The sequence below is a fragment of the Nonomuraea sp. NPDC050663 genome, from assembly GCF_044456985.1.
Lineage (GTDB): Bacteria > Actinomycetota > Actinomycetes > Streptosporangiales > Streptosporangiaceae > Nonomuraea.
This window is the reverse complement of record NZ_JBITGL010000001.1, coordinates 845,991-861,847: the sequence shown is the minus strand read 5'-3', so window position 1 is coordinate 861,847 and position 15,857 is coordinate 845,991. Positions and strand designations below refer to the sequence as shown.

Below are 15,857 nucleotides of genomic sequence, written 5' to 3'. Positions count from 1 at the left end.
CCGCGTGGAGCCGGTCTCGCTGTTCCTGAGCGGGCTGGCAGCCGGCCTGGTCGCGGGGACCGCGTCCTGCACGGCGGTGCAGGGCGGTCTGCTGGTGGGCCTGGTGGATCGCACGGATCGGTGCGGCGGTGGGTGCTGCGCCTCGTGCCGCCCGCCCCGGGCCGATCCGATGGTCCTGGGCCGCTTCCTCACCGGCCGCCTGGCCTCGCACGTGCTGGCCGGAGCGCTGCTCGGCCTGGCAGGGTCGGCGATCACCCTGTCACCGCGGCTCCGCGCGGTCCTGCTCGTCGCGGCGGGACTGACGGTGCTGGTCTTCGCCGTCCGCCTCATCAGGCGCGAGAAGGCGGGCTGCGCTCCCCATGAGCCGCCACGGCACCTCGGCAGGAGCGCCCTGCTCCTGGGCGCCGCCACGATCCTGATCCCCTGCGGCGTGACGCTCGGCATGGAGATGGTTGCCGTCTCCAGCGGTTCCGCCCTCGGCGGCGCCGCCGTGATGGCCGGTTTCGTCGTGGGCACCGCCCCCGCCTTCGCCCTGCTGGGCGTGATCCTGCGCAGGATCTCCCAGACCCGCCTGGCCCTGCTGACCGGGGTGGCGGCCTTCGCCGTAGGCGTGTGGACGATCGGGTCGGGCCTCAGCCTCGGCGGCTGGCTGCCCCGGTCGACCGCCCCGGCGGCAGCCTCGACGGGACCGCTCACGATCTGGGCCACCGCCGCCGGCTACCGCCCCGCCCTCGTCACCGCCCCGGCGGGGCAGGCGGTGGAGCTGGTCTTCAAGACACACGAGGCGGGCTGCACCAGGACCGTGACGATCGCCGGTCGCGACTACGCGCTCCCGGCGACCGTCCGGCTACCGCCGCACCCTCCTGGCACGCTGCGTTACACGTGCTCGATGGGGATGTACAGCGGCTTCATCAGGTTCACCCGTGACAGTACGGCTCGAACTTGAAGGTCTCGCTGATGTCGTCCGCCTGGTTGACGGAGACGTCGATGAACTTGTCGGCCGGCTTGCTCGTGGTGACCGTGTACGACAGCACGTCGACCGTGACCGACGACTGGCCGGCCGGCACGGTGGCCGTCTTCCAGGCGCCGTTCTCGAGCTTCCACAGCACGGCCTGCGCCGCGCCCGCCGGGGCGGTGAGGGTGAGGGTGGCCTTCACGGTCACCACGGTGCCGCAGGCCATCTTGTTGTTCGTCGGCACCGGCGGGCTGGTCGCGAACGAGATGCTCTTGACCTGCGGAGGCGCCACGGTGAGCTGGGCCTTGACGACGGTGCCGTCGGCGAGCGTGGCGCTCACCTCGTAGGTGCCGGCCACGACGTTGGAGCCGACCCGGTGGTCACGCTCGTAGTACTCGTCGGGGTACTTGGGCTTGTACTCCTTCGGGTCGAACGCGTCGGAGTGGACGCGCACGACCTTGGAGTCGATCCCCTTCACCTCGACCTCGACCTCGCCGCCCGCGCGGGTGACGGACGGGCGCAGCGTGATGCTCGGCTCCACGCACTCGACCTCGTAGCCCTCGGCGTTGGAGGTCAGCTTGTCGGGCTGGTTGATCTCGATCTTCACCGTGCCCTTGCCCGACTGCGTCACGGGCACCCGCACCGTCTCGATGGCGATCCCGAGCACCGGGGTCACCTCGATCGACTGCCAGGCGGCGGTGCCGGCGATCCGGTACTGGATCGTCTGCTTGCCCCTGGGCAGGCCGGTGAACTTGACGGTGAGCGGCAGCGACACCGGGCAGCGGCCCTTGTAGTCGTCGTCGCCGAACCAGATGTGCACGCCCTTGACCTTGTTGGGGTCGGGGACGACCTTGATGGTGGTGGTCGCCTTGCCGCCGTTGAGGGTCTCGGCGGTGACGGTGTGCGTGCCCAGTTCGTCGCCGACGACGGCCACGTACTCGTAGGTGCGCGGCGTGCCGAGCGGGTCGCGGGTGGACGGCTCGAAGGCGTCCGAGTAGATCTTCCTGATGTCGGAGTCGAACCCGTTGGCCGTGACCTTCACCTGGTCACCGGGGTAGGCCTCCGACTTGCTCAGCGTGATCGTCGGCTCCCCGCAGGTGACGACGACCTGCTCGGTGTTCGACTCCAGCTTGTTCGGCTGGTTGATCACGTACTGCACGCTCGCCTTGCCGGACTCGGTGTAGCGCAGCGAGGGCAGCTTGACCACGTACGGCTCGGCGTGCCCGGCGGGGATGGCCAGCGTGATCCACGTGTCGGTGCCGACACGCTTGTACTGGATGCTGCTCACCCCGGCGGGGATGCCCGCCAGCTTCGCCGTGACCTCGAGGTCGGTCGGGCACTTGCCCACGTAGGTGGCCGGGTCGACGTCGACGGTGAACTTCTGCACCGGGTTCGGCACCGGCTCGACCTTGAGCTTGGCGCTCACGGTGTCGTTGTCGGCGAAGACCGCCTTGACCTCGTGCTCGCCCTGGGCGGCGGAGACGGTGGCGTCGAAGGACCATTCGCGCTTGCCGGCCGGAGCGGTGTGCAGCTCGGGCGTGAAGGCCTTGGAGCTGACGGTCTTCACGTCGGAGCCGAAGCCCTTTACGGTGACCTTGACCGTGTCGCCCGGGTGGGCGGTGGTCGCGGACAGCGTGATGGTGGGCTCGCCGCACAGGTACTCGAAGGGCACCTCGTTGGACTTGAGGTTGTCGGCCTGCTGGATCTCGATCCGGTAGGCGCCCTTCTTGCTCTCGGTGACGGTCAGCTCGTCGAGCTGGGCGGTGAAGCTGCCGCCGTGGTTGGCGGGCACGGCGGCGGTCTTCCACTGCTCGGCGCCGGCCGGACGCCACTTGATCGACAGCGCCTGGGCGGGGTAGCCGGTCAGGTCGAAGGTCGCGCCGACCTTGACCTTGATCGGGCAGCGGCCCTCGTGGGCGGCCGGGTCGAGGGTGAGCTTGACGCCCTTGACCGGGCTGGGGTCGGCCACGACGGTGAGCTTGGCCGTGGCGGTGTCGCCGTCGGCGAAGACGGCCTTGACCTCGTGCTCGCCGAGGGTCGCCGAGACCTTGGCGTCGAAGGTGTGGTCGCGCTTGCCCGCCGGGGCGGTGTGGGTCTCGGGGTCGAACGCCTTGGAGGAGATCGTCTTGACGTCGGAGCCGACGAAGGCGGCGTTGACGGTGACGGTCTGGCCCGGGTAGGCCGTGGTCTTGTTCAGGGTGACTGCGGGCACGCCGCAGACGATCGTGTAGGCGGCGCGGTTGGACAGCAGGCCGTTGGGCTGGGCGAACTCGAGCTGGTGCCAGCCGGTCTTGGCGACCTTGACCTTGCCCAGGTCGACGGTGCGCGCGGAGGCGGGGCCCGCGGCCACGGTCGTGGTGCGCCACTGGCCGACGTCGCCGAGCGAGTCGCGCAGGCGGTAGGCGACTTCGAAGGCCTTGGGCGAGGCGGAGTGCTGGAAGCTCGCCGTCAGCGCCACCTCGGTCGGGCAGCGACCGGCGTACTCCTTCGGCGTCCCGTTGAGGGTGGCCGAGGTGACCGGGTTGGCGGGAGCCTCGGGCTGGGCGGGCTTGTCCGGCTCGTGCAGGTAGCCGATGCCCACCCAGGTGGATCCGCCGGTCTGGGCGTCGGCTCCGGTGCAGGAGACCGAGAACCAGGCCTTCTTGGAGACCTTCTTGACCGGTGAGAGTACGCGGACGGCGCCCCAGCCCTTCGCGTCACCGCTGACCTTGATGGTCGTGGTGAGGCGAATGGACTTTATGCCCTTTCCGCCGATCTTGTACTGCTTCACCGTGCTTTTGGTGCCGTTGCCGAAGACCCACTGGTATTTGAGCGTCACGGGTGCCTTGACCTTGGCCGTGGTGGCCAGCTTCACGGTCGTCGGGCATTCGACGGTCTGGGTCTTGGGCGTGGCGGTAGCCGTACCGAACACCACTGGTGTCGGCGCCGCGGCAGCTCCCGAGGCGAGCGCGCCGGAGACCAGGGCCATGGCGGCCAAGGTTCCCCCCACCCGGCGCAACGCCACTATCAACGATTTCACTGATACCCCTCTGGATCGATCCAAGGGGCCACATCATTTCCTATGGAAACAACAGCCTCATAACAAATACGGCGCCCCGGGAATATCACAAGAAAAGCTGACAACAGGAAAAGCTGGAGCGAGAAAATACGGCGATTACGCTCCGCAACAATGCCGTCACATGTCACCCTGTCCATCACACCCGGGGAGGGGCACATGTCGTGGTGGCAGACCGACCAGAGTGAGCAGACGGAGCAGCCCGAGCAGCCTGAGCAGCCCGAGCAGGCGACCGCCGCCGTGCCCGCGCCACGAACGGGAGACGAACCCGAGCTGCTGGCGGCCGCGCAGCGGGGTGACGCCACGGCCGCGCACCGGCTGGGCAAGCACTACGCGGCCCGCGGCGACCGGGCGGCAGCCCGTCACTGGTGGGAACGCGCGGCGGTCTCCGGCAACGTCGACAGCTCCTTCAACCTGGGCGTCTGGCACGAGAAGCACGGCAGCCTGGAGGAGGCGGTCAGCTGGTACGAGCTGGCCGCGGGCACGGGCGACACCGAGGCGTCGCTCAGCCTGGCCACCCTCCTGCTGGAGCAGCGAGGCGACCTGGCCGGCGCGCGGGTGTGGTTCGAGCGCGCCGCGCACGCCGGGTCGCGCACCGCGGCCAGGCGGCTGGCCCTGATCTGCGAGGACGCCGGCGAGCTGCCCATCGCGCGCGAGTGGCACCGGCGGGCGGCGGCGGAGGGCGACGTGGCCTCCGCCCACGACCTGGGGTTCCTGGCCTACTCCGGAGGCGAGGAGGGCGACACGGCGCAGTGGTGGGAGTACGCCGCGCGCAGCGGGCACGCGGAGGCGGCCTACCATCTCGGACTCCTGCTGCAGGCCCGGCGCGACCCGGAGGGCGCCGAGGCCTTCTACCGGCTGGCGGCCAAGAGCGAGCACCCTGGCTCGGCCTCGCAGCTGGGCGGGATCGCGTTGTCGCGCAGGGATCTGCGCACGGCGCTGGCCTGGTTCGAGCGGGCCGCGGCGGCCGGGCGTCTGGAAGACCAGCGCATGGCCGGCTTCGTCTGCGTGGAGCTGGCCGACTCCGCGGGTGCCAGCCACTGGTTCGGACGGGCCGCGGCCAGCGGCGACGCCGAGTCGGCGTTCAACTTCGGGCTGCTGCTCATCGCCGAGAACGGCGACCTGGCGGGCGGGCAGCACTGGTTCCGCCAGGCCGCGCTGGCCGGGCACCACCGGGCGGCGATGGAGCTGGGCGGGCTGCTGACCGCCACGGGACGGCCCCAGGAGGCCGAGCAGTGGCTGGCCGATCCGCCCCCGCCGACGTGGGACCGGCTGGCCGAGCCCGAGCTGACCGCGCGGGCCGAACTCGCCGCCGCGGCGACCGGGAGGCGCGGGGCGGTGCCGCTGGCCGTACCCGATCTGACGGAGATCCTGGGCACGTGGGACCTGGTCACGCGGCCGCTGCGTGATCACGCGGACGTGGTGGTGTGGCTGACCCAGCGCAGCGGGCTGCACGCCGCCGCCATCGAGCATCTGGCCTCGGTCAGGGCCACGCTGCTGCGGCCGGGCACCGCGCCGTGGCCGAGCCGTACCGAGGTCGAGCACGTGCTGGCGACGGCTCGCCAGCTGCGCGGCAAGCTGGAGAGCCGCTAACGCTTCTGGCCGAGGTGGAACAGGTGGCCCTCGGGGTCGGTGAAGACCGCGGACCAGCCCCACCCCTCCTGCTTGGGCTCCATCGTGAACCGCACGCCGCGCGCGCTGAGCTCCTCGTGGGTCTTGACGAGGTCGTCTGCCTCGAAGAGCACGTAGTTGGGCTTGTCGGACGACAACGACGGCCAGTCGGGCGCGGCCTTGTAGAGGACCAGCCGCACTCCCCCGCCGGGCGGGGCCACCTCGATCCAGCGGTCCTGGCCGTACGGCAGGTCGGTGGCGACCTCGAAGCCCACCTGTTCGGTCCAGAAGCGCAGCGCGGCGTCCTGGTCCTGGTAGTAGAGCGAGACCTGGCTGACGGTGATGGCCATGATGTCCTCCTCGTGGTTATACCCAATTTGGATATAACCATCGTGGTGTTATCGTGTCAACATGCTGACCGGCGCCGGATTCCATGTCCTGCTGGCCCTGGCCAAGGGCCCTGCCCACGGGTATGCGGTGATGCGGTTCGTCGAGCAGGTCAGCGACGGCGCCGTCAGGCTCGGCCCCGGCACGCTGTATCGCACCATCAGCCGGCTGCTGGCCGACGGGCTGGTGGAGGAGACCGACGAGGACGACCCCGGCGCGCCGCACGACGCGCGACGGCGCTACTACCGCCTCACCGGGCCGGGCGAGCAGACCCTGCGATCCGAGGTCGCGCTGCTCACACGCATGGTGGAGGCCGCCAGGGAGGCGGGAGTGACATGACGTCGATCAGGCCGACGGGGCTGAGCCCCCATCTGTTCGTGCTGGGCACCGAACGGGCCGTGGAGTTCTACCGCGAAGCCTTCGGGGCGGTGGAGGTCTTCCGCAACACGCTGCCCAACGGGGTGATCCTCTTCGTCGAGCTGCAGGTGGGCGCGGGACGGCTGCTGGTGAGCGAGGAGACGCCCGAACTGGGCGCGCTGGCGCCCCCGACCGTCGGGGGCAGCCCGGTGATGATCCTGCTGGAAGTGGACGACCCCGACGCCGTCGCGCGCAGCGCGATCGACGCCGGGGCCGAGGTGCTCATGCCCGTGCAGGAGATGTTCTGGGGTGAGCGCTACGGGGTCCTGCGCGACCCCTTCGGCCACCGGTGGTCGGTGACCACGGCGCGCGAGCAGCTCACCCCTGACGAGATCGTGCGCAACACCGGCTACTAGGCGGCCAGCACCTCGGAGACCGGGGTGTACGGCAGGCCCAGGGCCTCGGCGACCGGCTCGTTGGTGAGCGCGCCCGCGTGGGTGTTGAGCCCGAGCGCCAGCGCGGCGTCGGCCCGCAGCGCCTCGCGCCAGCCCAGGTCGGCCAGCTTGACCGCGTAGGGCAGGGTCGCGTTGGTCAGCGCGTAGGTCGAGGTGTTGGCCACCGAGCCGGGCATGTTGGCCACGCAGTAGAAGACCGAGTTGTGCACCTTGTAGGTCGGTTCCGCGTGCGTGGTGGGGCGCGAGTCCTCGAAGCAGCCGCCCTGGTCGATGGCGATGTCGACGAGCACGGAGCCCGGCTTCATCCGGGAGACCAGGTCGTTGGAGACCAGCGTCGGGGCCTTGGCGCCCGGGATGAGCACGGCGCCGATGACCAGGTCGGCCTGGAGCACCTCCTGCTCGATGGTGAGCGAGTTGGAGACGAGGGTCTTCAGGCGGCCCTGGTAGATGGCGTCGATGAAGCGCAGGCGGTCGATGTTGGTGTCGAGCACGGTGACGTCGGCGCCCATGCCGACGGCGATCTGCGCGGAGTTGAGCCCGGAGACGCCGCCGCCGATGACGACCACCTTGGCGGGGGCCACGCCGGGCACGCCGCCGGGCAGCACGCCTCGCCCGCCGTTGAAGCGCATCATGTTGTAGGCGCCGACCTGCGGAGCCAGGCGGCCGGCGACCTCCGACATCGGGGCCAGCAGCGGCAGGGCATGGCCGACCTGGACGGTCTCGTAGGCGATGCCCGTGGTGCCCGCGCCGAGCAGCGCGCTCGCGCAGTCGGCGCCGGCGGCCAGGTGAAGATAGGTGAAGAGCACGAGGTCGTCGCGCAGCCGGTGGAACTCCTCGGCGATGGGCTCCTTGACCTTGAGCACCATCTCGGCTTCCGCCCAGGTCGCGTCGGCGGTGTCGACGATCTTGGCGCCCACGGCGAGGTACTCCTCGTCCGTGATGTGCGAGCCCAGACCGGCGCCCCGCTGGACATGGACCTCATGGCCGTGGCGAACCAGCTCGTGCACGCCGGCGGGGGTGGCGGCGACACGGTATTCGTGGTTCTTCACCTCGGCGGGGACGCCGATCTTCATCTCGGTTCCTCTTTCGTCGTTGAAAGAATTTTACAACTTGGCCCAAATGTCCGAAAGAACTCTTCTCAGGATGGACTCCATCTCGTCGAATTCCTTCGGGCCCGCGATCAGCGGGGGGGACAGCTGGATGACGGGGTCGCCCCGGTCATCCGCGCGGCAGTACAGGCCCGCGTCGAACAGGGAGTGGCTGAGCATGCCTCTGATCAGCCGCTCCGACTCCTCGGCGTTGAAGGTCTCCTTGGTCGTCTTGTCCTTGACCAGCTCGATGCCCCAGAAGAAGCCGGAGCCGCGCACGTCGCCCACGATGGGCAGGTCGTACAGCTTCTCCAGCGTCTGACGGAAGACGGGCTCGTTGCGGGTGACATGCCCGAGCAGGTCCTCGCGCTCGAAGATGTCGAGGTTGGCCAGCGCGACCGCGGCGGAGACCGGGTGGCCGCCGAAGGTGTAACCGTGGGCGAACATCTCGCCCTCGCCCTTGAACGGCTCGAACAGCCGCTCGTGCGCGATCATCGCCCCCAGAGGCGAATAACCGCTGGTCAGGCCCTTGGCGCAGGTGATGATGTCGGGCACGTAGTCGAACTTCTGCCCGCCGAACATCGTCCCGAGCCGCCCGAACGCGCAGATGACCTCGTCGGAGACCAGCAGCACGTCGTAGTGGTCGCAGATCTCGCGCAGCCGCTGGAAGTAGCCGGGCGGGGGCGGGAAACAGCCGCCCGCGTTCTGCACCGGCTCGGCGAAGACGGCGGCCACCGTGTCGGGGCCCTCCATCTCGATCGCGCGGGCCACGCGGTCGGCGGCCCAGATGCCGTACTGCTCGGGCGTCATGCCGGGCACGCCGGTGATCTCGTCGGCCCGGTAGTGGTTGGTGTTGGGTACGGCCACGCGTCCCGGCACCAGCGGCTCGAACATCTGCTTGAAGAAGGGCACCCCGGTGATCGACAGGGCGCCCTGGGTGGTGCCGTGGTAGGCGATCTGGCGGCTGATGACCTTGTGCTTGAGCGGCTTGCCGACCATCTTGAAGTACTGCTTGGCCAGCTTCCACGCGGTCTCGACGGCCTCGCCGCCGCCGGTGGTGAAGAAGACCCGGTTCAGCTCGCCGGGCGTCTGCTCCGCGATGCGCGCGGCCAGTTCGGCCGCCTTGGGGTGGGCGTAGGACCACAGGGGGAAGAAGGCCAGTTCCTGGGCCTGCTTGGCGGCCGCCTCGGCCAGCTCGGAGCGGCCGTGTCCGGCCTGGACCACGAACAGGCCCGCCAGTCCGTCGAGGTAACGCTTGCCGTCGGCGTCCCAGATGTAGGAACCCTCACCCCTCACGATCATGGGGATCTTGCCGCCGGAGTGCCGTGTGAAGTGGAGCCAGAGATGGTCCTGAGCCGCCTGCTGTGCGCTCATCTGTATCTTCCCTTGTGTCGAACTTCCCACAGTGTGCCTGGTCACAGCGGGTATTGCCAAGCGAAAGCGTGGCAACACTCTGCAAGAAATCAGGTATCCGCAATCTCGACTTGTAACGGCAACGAAATCCGCAGGTAGATTTGTTCGGCGAGTCAACCCGATTTGCACGCTGGGTAACCGTGTGTGATCCAATGAGACGTACCGAACTCAACGACGAGAACGATCCGGGAGATTAGTCCGGTGACACCTGACCAGATCGAAAGCGCTGTCGCCGCGGCGATGCCCCAGGCTGTCGAGGAGCTCAAGCGCCTTGTCGCCATCCCGTCGGTGGCCTTTCCCGGCCACCCGGAGGAGCCCGTCCTCGCCGCCGCCGCCGTGACCGAGGAGCTGCTGCGTTCCGTGGGCCTGCACCACGTGCAGCAGATCCCGGTGGAGGGCAGCTTCCCCGCCGTCTACGGCGAGGCGCCAGGCCCGGCCGGCGCTCCGACCGTGCTGCTCTACGCGCACTACGACGTGCAGCCCGCCGGCGACCCGGCCAACTGGCGCACCCCGCCCTTCGAGCCGACCCTCATCGACGGCCGGCTCTTCGGCCGCGGCGCCGCCGACGACAAGTCCGGGATCATCTCCCACGTCATCGCGCTGCGCGCCTTCCAGGGCCACTTCCCGGTCAACATCAAGGTCATCATCGAGGGCCAGGAGGAGTACGCCGGCGAGCGCCTGGAGGCCTTCGTCGAGCAGAACCCCGAGCTGCTGCGCGCCGACGCCATCGTGGTCGCCGACACCGGCAACCCGAAGGTCGGCGACCCCTCGGTGACGACCTCGCTGCGCGGCATGGCGGCCTTCACCATCGAGGTGCGCTCTCTGAAGGAGGCCCTGCACAGCGGCTCCTTCGGCGGGGCGGCGCCCGACGCGCTCGCAGCGCTGATGCGCATGCTCACCGCGCTCCACGACGACAACGGCGACATCCGCGTGCCGGGCCTGCCCCGTGGCGCCTTCCTCGGCCAGGGGCCGTCGGAGGAGGAGTTCCGCGAGGTCGCCGGGGTGCTCGACGGCGTCTCGCTGGTCGGCTCCGGCTCGCTCGCCGACCGCTTGTGGGCCTCCTACGCGATCACGGTCACCGGCCTCGACGTGCCCACCGTCTCGGGCGCCGTCAACGCCGTCCAGCCGGTCGCGCGGGCCCGCGTCACCGTCCGCGTCCCTCCGTCCGGCGACCCCAAGACCACCTCCGACGCTGTCATGGAGTTCCTGCGCCAGGTGGCGCCGTGGGGCGTGCAGGTGTCGTTCGGCGACCTGACGGTCGGGTCGGGCTTCCAGGCCGACTCGGGCGGCAAGGCACGCTCGGCCCTCAACCGCGCCATGGAGCGCGCCTTCGGCCGCGCCCCGCGCGACGTGGGCGCCGGCGGGTCGATCCCGCTGGTGAACACGCTGCTGAAGCAGTTCCCGCTGGCGGAGATCCTGCTGTTCGGCGCGGAGGACGAAGCGGCCAACATCCACGCGCCCAACGAGCGGCTCGACCTGGAGGAGCTGCGCCGCACCGCGACGGCGGAGGCGCTGTTCCTGCGCGAGCTCGGGCTTCCTTCGGCGCTCGGCGTCTAGGTCGTCCCATGAGAGCCCGCGGCGTCCCGCCGCGGGCTTTCCGCTGGGGAAAACCGGTTGACCACCCCTGATAGACAGAAGGCATGTTCACTGGAACCAAGGTCCGCCTCCGCCCGCTCGAACCCGACGACGGCCCGTCGTTGTGGCGCTGGGGCGCCGACCCCGAGGTGGTGCGCTGGATGAACGCGGGCTATCCCGAGTCCCTGGCCCAGCTCACCAAGCGGCATCTGGAGCGCGACACGAACTCCTACGCCGCCACCCTGCTGGGCATCGAGACCCTCGACGACGGCAAGCTGGTCGGGGCGATCCGGCTGCGCGACACCCAGCCGGAGCTGGGCATGGCGCAGCTCGACCTGTGGATCGGCGAGAAGGACCAGTGGGGCAAGGGGCTGGCCAGCGACGCGATGCGGGTGATGTGCCGCTACGGGTTCGAGGAGATGCGGCTGCACCGGATCGAGCTCTGGGTCGTCGCCGACAACGTGGCGGCGCGCCGGGTGTACGAGAAGGTGGGCTTCGTGCAGGAGGGCGTCGCGCGCGACGGCTTCCGCCGGGGCGGCAAGTGGCACGACATGGTGATGATGGGCTTGCTGGAAGGCGAGCTCCGCTAGAGGGGAAGAGGGTCCCGGCGGACGGGGCCCTCTTTTTGTGCGCTACCTTTTGTACTGACTGGTCAGTTTAAAGGAGGGCCACGTGATCGTCGCGAAGGAGCTGTCGGTCGAGGGGGTGTTCTCGAACGTCACCCTCAGTGCCGCCTCCGGCGAGCTGACCGTCGCCGCGGGGGCGGCCGGCAGCGGGCGCACCAGCCTGCTGCTGACCCTCGCCGGACGGATGCGGCCGTCGTCGGGAACTCTGGCGGTGGCGGGGCACGCCAAGCCCAGGCAGATCCGCCGGGTCGCCGCGCTGGCGCTGGTCGACGGGGTCACCGACCTGGACCGTCAGCTCACCGTCCGCGAGCACCTGCGCGAGCGCAGGCGCGTGCCGTACCAGCAGGTCCTGGAACGGGTCGGGTTCACCGGCGGCGACCGGACCGCCGCCGGTGAGCTGGACCGCGAGCAGGCCGTACGGCTCGGCCTGGCGCTCGCCCTCCTCGACCGGCCTGGCGTGATCCTGGCCGACAACGTCGACAGGGGCCTGCCCGCCGACCGCCAGGACCAGCTGTGGGAGCTGCTGCGCGGGCTCGACGTCGCCGTGGTCGCCTCCTGCGTGCAGCCGCCCGCCCGTTTCGACCACCTGGTGGAGTTGTGATGAGAGAGCTGCGCAGGTTCACCAGGTCGAGGCTGACCAGGGCGGCGCTGGCCGGCGTGGTGCTGCTGCCGCTGCTGTACGCGGGGTTGTACCTGTGGTCGTTCTGGGATCCGCAGGGCAACCTCGACAAGCTCCCGGTCGCGCTGGTCGTGGAGGACACCGGCGAGTACGGGCCCGAGCTCGCCGACGAGCTGCGCGAGCGCAAGGTGTTCGGCTGGCGCGACGTCGACGCGCGGCAGGCGACCGACGGGGTGCGCGACGGCGGTTTCTACGTCGCGCTGACCATCCCGGCCGACTTCAGCTCGCGGCTGACCGGCACGAAGGACCCCGCCGAGCTGGGGGTGCGCGTCGACACCGGCCGCTCCTACATCATGGGCACGATCTCCGACGCGGTCTTCGACGAGGTGCGGGCCGCGGCGTCGAGGACGGCCGTCCAGGGCTACTTCGACAAGGTCTTCCTCTCCTTCTCCGACATCCACGACAAGACGACGGAGGCGGCCGGCGGCGCGGGCCGGCTCCACGACGGCGCGGCCGAGGCAGGCAAGGGCGCCGACCGGCTGAGCCAGGGGCTGGGCGACGCCGAGCAGGGCACCCGCGAGCTGACCGGTGGCCTCGGCTCCGCCGTCCAGGGCAGCAGGAAGCTGACCGTGGGACTGAACGAGGCCGGCACCGCCACCGCCAAGCTGTCGGCCGGAGCGGTGAAACTGCACGACGGCTCGCAGCAGGTGACCACGGGGCTGACCACGCTGCAGGACAAGCTGGGCGAGCTCCAGGACGGCGTGGCCGAGCTGCGCGACGAGGGCACCGGCCCGCTGGCCGAGGGCAACCGCCAGGCCTACGAGCAGGTGCACGCCCAGCTCGCCACCGTCGACCGGCTGGCCGACACCTACGTGCCCCTGCTCAACGAGTACGGGCCCAAGGTCGCCGCCGCGGCCGAAGCGGTGGCCGACGCCGCCGACGCCCTCGCCGACGGAGCCGACAGCGGCGCCGCGGAACGGATCGCGGCCAAGGCCGACCAGGTGGGACAGAACGCCACCAGCGCCGCCGAGCAGGCCCGTTCCGCGCTCGACGCGCTCGGCCCCGACGCCGACCCGCGGGTCCGCGAGCTGCTCAGGGGCGCGGCCCACTCCGCCGAGCGGGCCTCCGAGCAGAGCGCCGCCCTGTCCGGCCAGGCGGGCGAGCTGGGCGCCCGCCCGAGCGACCTGCCGGAGAAGGCACGCGAGCTGGCCAGGCAGGCACGCGAGATCGCCAGGATCGCGCCGCAGCTCGGCCCGAAGCTCGACGGCGTCAGGAACGGGTTCGCCGAGCTCGACGCGGGACTGGCCAAGCTGGCCGGCGGCGCCGCGGCCGTCCACGAGAAGCTCGGCCAGGTCGGCTCCGCGTCAGGACAGCTGGAGGCAGGGGCGGCCAAGCTCGCCGCCGGGTCCGCCAAGGTCGGCGACGGGCTGACCGAGCTCGGCGCCGGCGTCGGCAAGCTGGGCGGCGGGATCGGCAAGCTCAGCGACGGCGCCGGGCAACTGCAGAGCGGCGTCGGCAAGCTGCACGAAGGCGCGGGCTCGCTCCAGGCGGGCGTCGGCAAGCTCCACGACGGCGCCGACGGCCTCGGCCAGGGGCTCGACAAGCTGGCCGACGGCTCGGGCGAACTCGCAGACGGGCTCGGCAAGGGCGCCTCGCAGATCCCCGACTACTCCGACGACGAGCGCGCGAGCCGCAGCGAGGTCATGAGCGACCCGGTCAAGCTCGCCACCTCCGTGGAGAACGAGGTGCCCAACTACGGCACCGGTTTCGCACCGTTCTTCGTGCCGCTGGCGTTGTGGGTGGGCGCGATGATCGCCTACATGGTGCTGCGGCCCCTCAACCCCCGCCTGCTCGCGGGAACCACCGGCGCGCTCAGGACCGCGCTCTCCGGCTGGGTGCCCGCGGCGATCCTCGGCGTCGCCCAGGTGGGCATCCTGCTCGGCGCGCTCAGGCTGCTGGGCCTGGAGGCCGCGCACCGGTGGGGCCTGGCGGGCATGCTGCTGCTGGCCAGCGCCGCCTTCCTGGCCCTGATCCAGGCGGTCAACGCGCTGCTCGGGCCGCCCGGACGCGTGGTGGCGCTGGCATTGCTGATGCTCCAGCTCACCTCGGCCGCCGGCACCTACCCGATCGAGACCTCGCCCGGCTTCTTCCAGACGATCTCGCCGTGGTTGCCGATGAGCTGGCTGGTCGCGGCGTTGCGCAGGCTGATCAGTGGCGGCGACCTCACCGTGGTGTGGCAGGCTTGCGGGGTGCTGTCCGCCTTCCTTCTGCTGGGCCTCGCGCTGACCGTGCTGGCCGTACACCGGGGTCGCACCTGGTCCATGCGCAGGCTCCACCCGGAACTGGCGCTGTGACCCGCCAGGAGACCCGGCTCAAGGTGTTCGCCGCGGCCATCGAGCTGATGGCCGAGCAGGGCTACACGGCGACCACCGTCGAGGCCATCGCCGAACGCGCCGGAGTCGCCAAGGGCACGGTCTTCTACAACTTCGGCAGCAAGGAGCAGCTGTTCGCGCAGCTGCTCGACTACGGCATCGGCCTGCTGGCCGACGCCATGGGCGAGGCCGGCGACCTCGACACCGCCGTGCTCGCCCAGCTCGAGTTCTTCGCCCGCTACGGGCCGTTCGCGCGGGTCCTGCTGGCCGAGATGTGGCGTACGGCCTGGCAGGACGCCGTGACCGCGCTGCGCACCCGGGTCATCAGCGTCTACGAGCGCCACGTGCCAGGAGGCGTCGCGCCCACGGCGGTCTTCGGCATGGTGCTGACGGTCTCGATCGAGCGGAAGGTGCTGCAGCCCGGCCGCTCGATCGAGGAGGTTCACGCCGAGCTGATGGACCTGTTGCGCGGCCGGATCACCTCGTAGACGCTGCCCAGCCCGTCGGCGGCGTGTCCGCTGTCGACGGTCCTGTTCATCACCTCGGACAGCGCGGCCGGCAGGGTCACGTCGAGGCCGGCGTCCTTGCTCGCGTGCAGGATGTGCTCCATGCTCACGGCCATCATGTGCATGTTGTTCTCGCCCCCGGGGTAGACGCCCTGCTCGATCTCCCGGGCGAGGATCTTCAGGTAGCCCATCGGCCCGTCGCCGCCCAGCTCGACCATGGTCTCCTGGGCGAACGGCAGGAACTTGCCCGCGTCGCCGACCAGCGCGGCGCCCTGCATGAAGGCGGCCAGCGTGGAGAAGAACAGGTGCAGGCTCGCTGTGTAGTAGGCCATGGCCAGCCCGTGGTCCTCGCCCATGAACTTCACCTCGCCCAGCACCTCGAGCGTCTGCCTGTGCTGCTCGACCAGGCTCTCGTCGCCGCTGTAGAAGCTGTAGGCGCCGGGCTGGCCGATGCCGGGCGGCGGCACCATGATGCCCGCCGTGACCAGCTCGCCGCCGCGTTCGCTCACCCAGCGGGCCGCCTCGCGCAGGGTCTGCGGGGTGTCGGAGCTCAGGTTGACCAGCACCTTGCCGCTCAGGTCTGCGTCGCCGAGGCTGTCGTACATCGAGCGGTAGTCGACCTGGCTGAGCAGGATCAATGAGCCGGTGGCGGCGGTGTCGGCCCTGACCGCTCCCCTGGCGACCAGCGGGTCGGCCTTGGCGGCCGTGCGGTTCCAGACCGTCACCTCGTATCCGTGGTCGAGGTAGACCTCGGCCATCTTCGAACCCATCGCGCCCAGACCGGCAATCGTCACGTTCTTCGTCATGACCGTGACTGTGCCGGAGCGGGCTACGGGTT

At 70.5% G+C, this 15,857-nt stretch carries 14 protein-coding genes; 9 read left to right on the top strand and 5 right to left on the bottom strand.

Annotated elements, in window-relative coordinates; all coding sequences use genetic code 11:
• Positions 1-4 precede the first annotated feature (4 nt).
• Positions 5-946: a sulfite exporter TauE/SafE family protein gene (locus ACIBH1_RS04120; protein WP_397312080.1), complete on the top strand. Its 942-nt coding sequence runs from the start codon at positions 5-7 to the stop codon at positions 944-946.
• Here ACIBH1_RS04120 and ACIBH1_RS04115 read toward each other — a convergent pair.
• Positions 918-3,974, bottom strand: coding sequence for a hypothetical protein (locus ACIBH1_RS04115; RefSeq protein ID WP_397312079.1), 3,057 nt, complete (start codon positions 3,972-3,974; stop codon positions 918-920). The two genes, ACIBH1_RS04120 and ACIBH1_RS04115, sit on opposite strands and share 29 nt — an antisense overlap.
• A gap of 195 nt (positions 3,975-4,169) precedes the next feature.
• On the opposite strand from ACIBH1_RS04115, the gene ACIBH1_RS04110 reads away from it, so the two are divergent.
• A complete protein-coding gene (locus tag ACIBH1_RS04110) occupies positions 4,170-5,603 on the top strand; it encodes a tetratricopeptide repeat protein (protein WP_397312077.1) in 1,434 nt (477 codons plus the stop codon).
• Here the strand turns inward: ACIBH1_RS04110 and ACIBH1_RS04105 are convergent.
• A complete protein-coding gene (locus ACIBH1_RS04105; RefSeq protein ID WP_397312076.1) occupies positions 5,600-5,971 on the bottom strand; it encodes a VOC family protein in 372 nt (123 codons plus the stop codon). The genes ACIBH1_RS04110 and ACIBH1_RS04105 overlap by 4 nt on opposite strands.
• 61 nt (positions 5,972-6,032) lie before the next feature.
• Here ACIBH1_RS04105 and ACIBH1_RS04100 point away from each other — a divergent pair, with 61 nt between their 5' ends.
• Together ACIBH1_RS04100 and ACIBH1_RS04095 are read left to right on the top strand one after the other, a co-directional pair.
• Positions 6,033-6,347, top strand: coding sequence for a PadR family transcriptional regulator (locus ACIBH1_RS04100; protein WP_181611531.1), 315 nt, complete (start codon positions 6,033-6,035; stop codon positions 6,345-6,347).
• Entirely contained in the window at positions 6,344-6,781 is a 438-nt protein-coding gene (locus tag ACIBH1_RS04095) for a VOC family protein (RefSeq protein WP_397312075.1), read from the top strand. Before ACIBH1_RS04100 ends, ACIBH1_RS04095 begins: the two co-directional genes overlap by 4 nt.
• On the opposite strand, the gene ald is transcribed toward ACIBH1_RS04095, so the two are convergent.
• Both ald and ACIBH1_RS04085 read right to left on the bottom strand, forming a co-directional pair.
• The gene (gene ald, locus ACIBH1_RS04090) at positions 6,778-7,893 is read right to left on the bottom strand and encodes an alanine dehydrogenase (RefSeq protein WP_397312074.1); all 1,116 of its coding nucleotides are present in this window, start codon (positions 7,891-7,893) and stop codon (positions 6,778-6,780) included. The two genes, ACIBH1_RS04095 and ald, sit on opposite strands and share 4 nt — an antisense overlap.
• Before the next feature lie 30 nt (positions 7,894-7,923).
• A complete protein-coding gene (locus ACIBH1_RS04085) occupies positions 7,924-9,282 on the bottom strand; it encodes an aspartate aminotransferase family protein (RefSeq protein ID WP_181611528.1) in 1,359 nt (452 codons plus the stop codon).
• Between the two features lie 240 nt (positions 9,283-9,522).
• Here ACIBH1_RS04085 and ACIBH1_RS04080 point away from each other — a divergent pair, with 240 nt between their 5' ends.
• The 5 genes from ACIBH1_RS04080 (at position 9,523) to ACIBH1_RS04060 (ending at position 15,001) form a co-directional block, all read left to right on the top strand.
• Positions 9,523-10,878, top strand: a complete 1,356-nt coding sequence (locus tag ACIBH1_RS04080; RefSeq protein ID WP_397312073.1) for a dipeptidase — start codon at positions 9,523-9,525, stop codon at positions 10,876-10,878.
• A gap of 83 nt (positions 10,879-10,961) precedes the next feature.
• Positions 10,962-11,486, top strand: coding sequence for a GNAT family N-acetyltransferase (locus ACIBH1_RS04075; RefSeq protein WP_397312072.1), 525 nt, complete (start codon positions 10,962-10,964; stop codon positions 11,484-11,486).
• An 82-nt stretch (positions 11,487-11,568) separates the two neighbouring features.
• Positions 11,569-12,123 (top strand): ATP-binding cassette domain-containing protein, encoded by a 555-nt coding sequence (locus ACIBH1_RS04070; RefSeq protein WP_397312070.1) that lies wholly within the window; start codon positions 11,569-11,571, stop codon positions 12,121-12,123.
• Entirely contained in the window at positions 12,123-14,495 is a 2,373-nt protein-coding gene (locus ACIBH1_RS04065; RefSeq protein WP_397312069.1) for a YhgE/Pip family protein, read from the top strand. The genes ACIBH1_RS04070 and ACIBH1_RS04065 overlap by 1 nt, the downstream gene beginning before the upstream one ends.
• A complete protein-coding gene (locus ACIBH1_RS04060; protein WP_397312068.1) occupies positions 14,492-15,001 on the top strand; it encodes a TetR/AcrR family transcriptional regulator in 510 nt (169 codons plus the stop codon). The genes ACIBH1_RS04065 and ACIBH1_RS04060 overlap by 4 nt, the downstream gene beginning before the upstream one ends.
• Here the strand turns inward: ACIBH1_RS04060 and ACIBH1_RS04055 are convergent.
• Positions 14,956-15,825, bottom strand: a complete 870-nt coding sequence (locus ACIBH1_RS04055; RefSeq protein ID WP_397312067.1) for an NAD(P)-dependent oxidoreductase — start codon at positions 15,823-15,825, stop codon at positions 14,956-14,958. The genes ACIBH1_RS04060 and ACIBH1_RS04055 overlap by 46 nt on opposite strands.
• Positions 15,826-15,857 lie beyond the last annotated feature (32 nt).

Excerpts from the sequence above, each read along its gene's own strand:
- ACIBH1_RS04110 (WP_397312077.1), top strand. The coding sequence starts at position 4,170 with ATGTCGTGGTGGCAGACCGACCAGAGTGAGCAGACGGAGCAGCCCGAG.
- ACIBH1_RS04105 (WP_397312076.1), bottom strand. The coding sequence starts at position 5,971 with ATGGCCATCACCGTCAGCCAGGTCTCGCTCTACTACCAGGACCAGGAC.
- ACIBH1_RS04100 (WP_181611531.1), top strand. The coding sequence starts at position 6,033 with ATGCTGACCGGCGCCGGATTCCATGTCCTGCTGGCCCTGGCCAAGGGC.
- ACIBH1_RS04095 (WP_397312075.1), top strand. The coding sequence starts at position 6,344 with ATGACGTCGATCAGGCCGACGGGGCTGAGCCCCCATCTGTTCGTGCTG.
- ald (WP_397312074.1), bottom strand. The coding sequence starts at position 7,893 with ATGAAGATCGGCGTCCCCGCCGAGGTGAAGAACCACGAATACCGTGTC.
- ACIBH1_RS04085 (WP_181611528.1), bottom strand. The coding sequence starts at position 9,282 with ATGAGCGCACAGCAGGCGGCTCAGGACCATCTCTGGCTCCACTTCACA.
- ACIBH1_RS04075 (WP_397312072.1), top strand. The coding sequence starts at position 10,962 with ATGTTCACTGGAACCAAGGTCCGCCTCCGCCCGCTCGAACCCGACGAC.
- ACIBH1_RS04065 (WP_397312069.1), top strand. The coding sequence starts at position 12,123 with ATGAGAGAGCTGCGCAGGTTCACCAGGTCGAGGCTGACCAGGGCGGCG.
- ACIBH1_RS04055 (WP_397312067.1), bottom strand. The coding sequence starts at position 15,825 with ATGACGAAGAACGTGACGATTGCCGGTCTGGGCGCGATGGGTTCGAAG.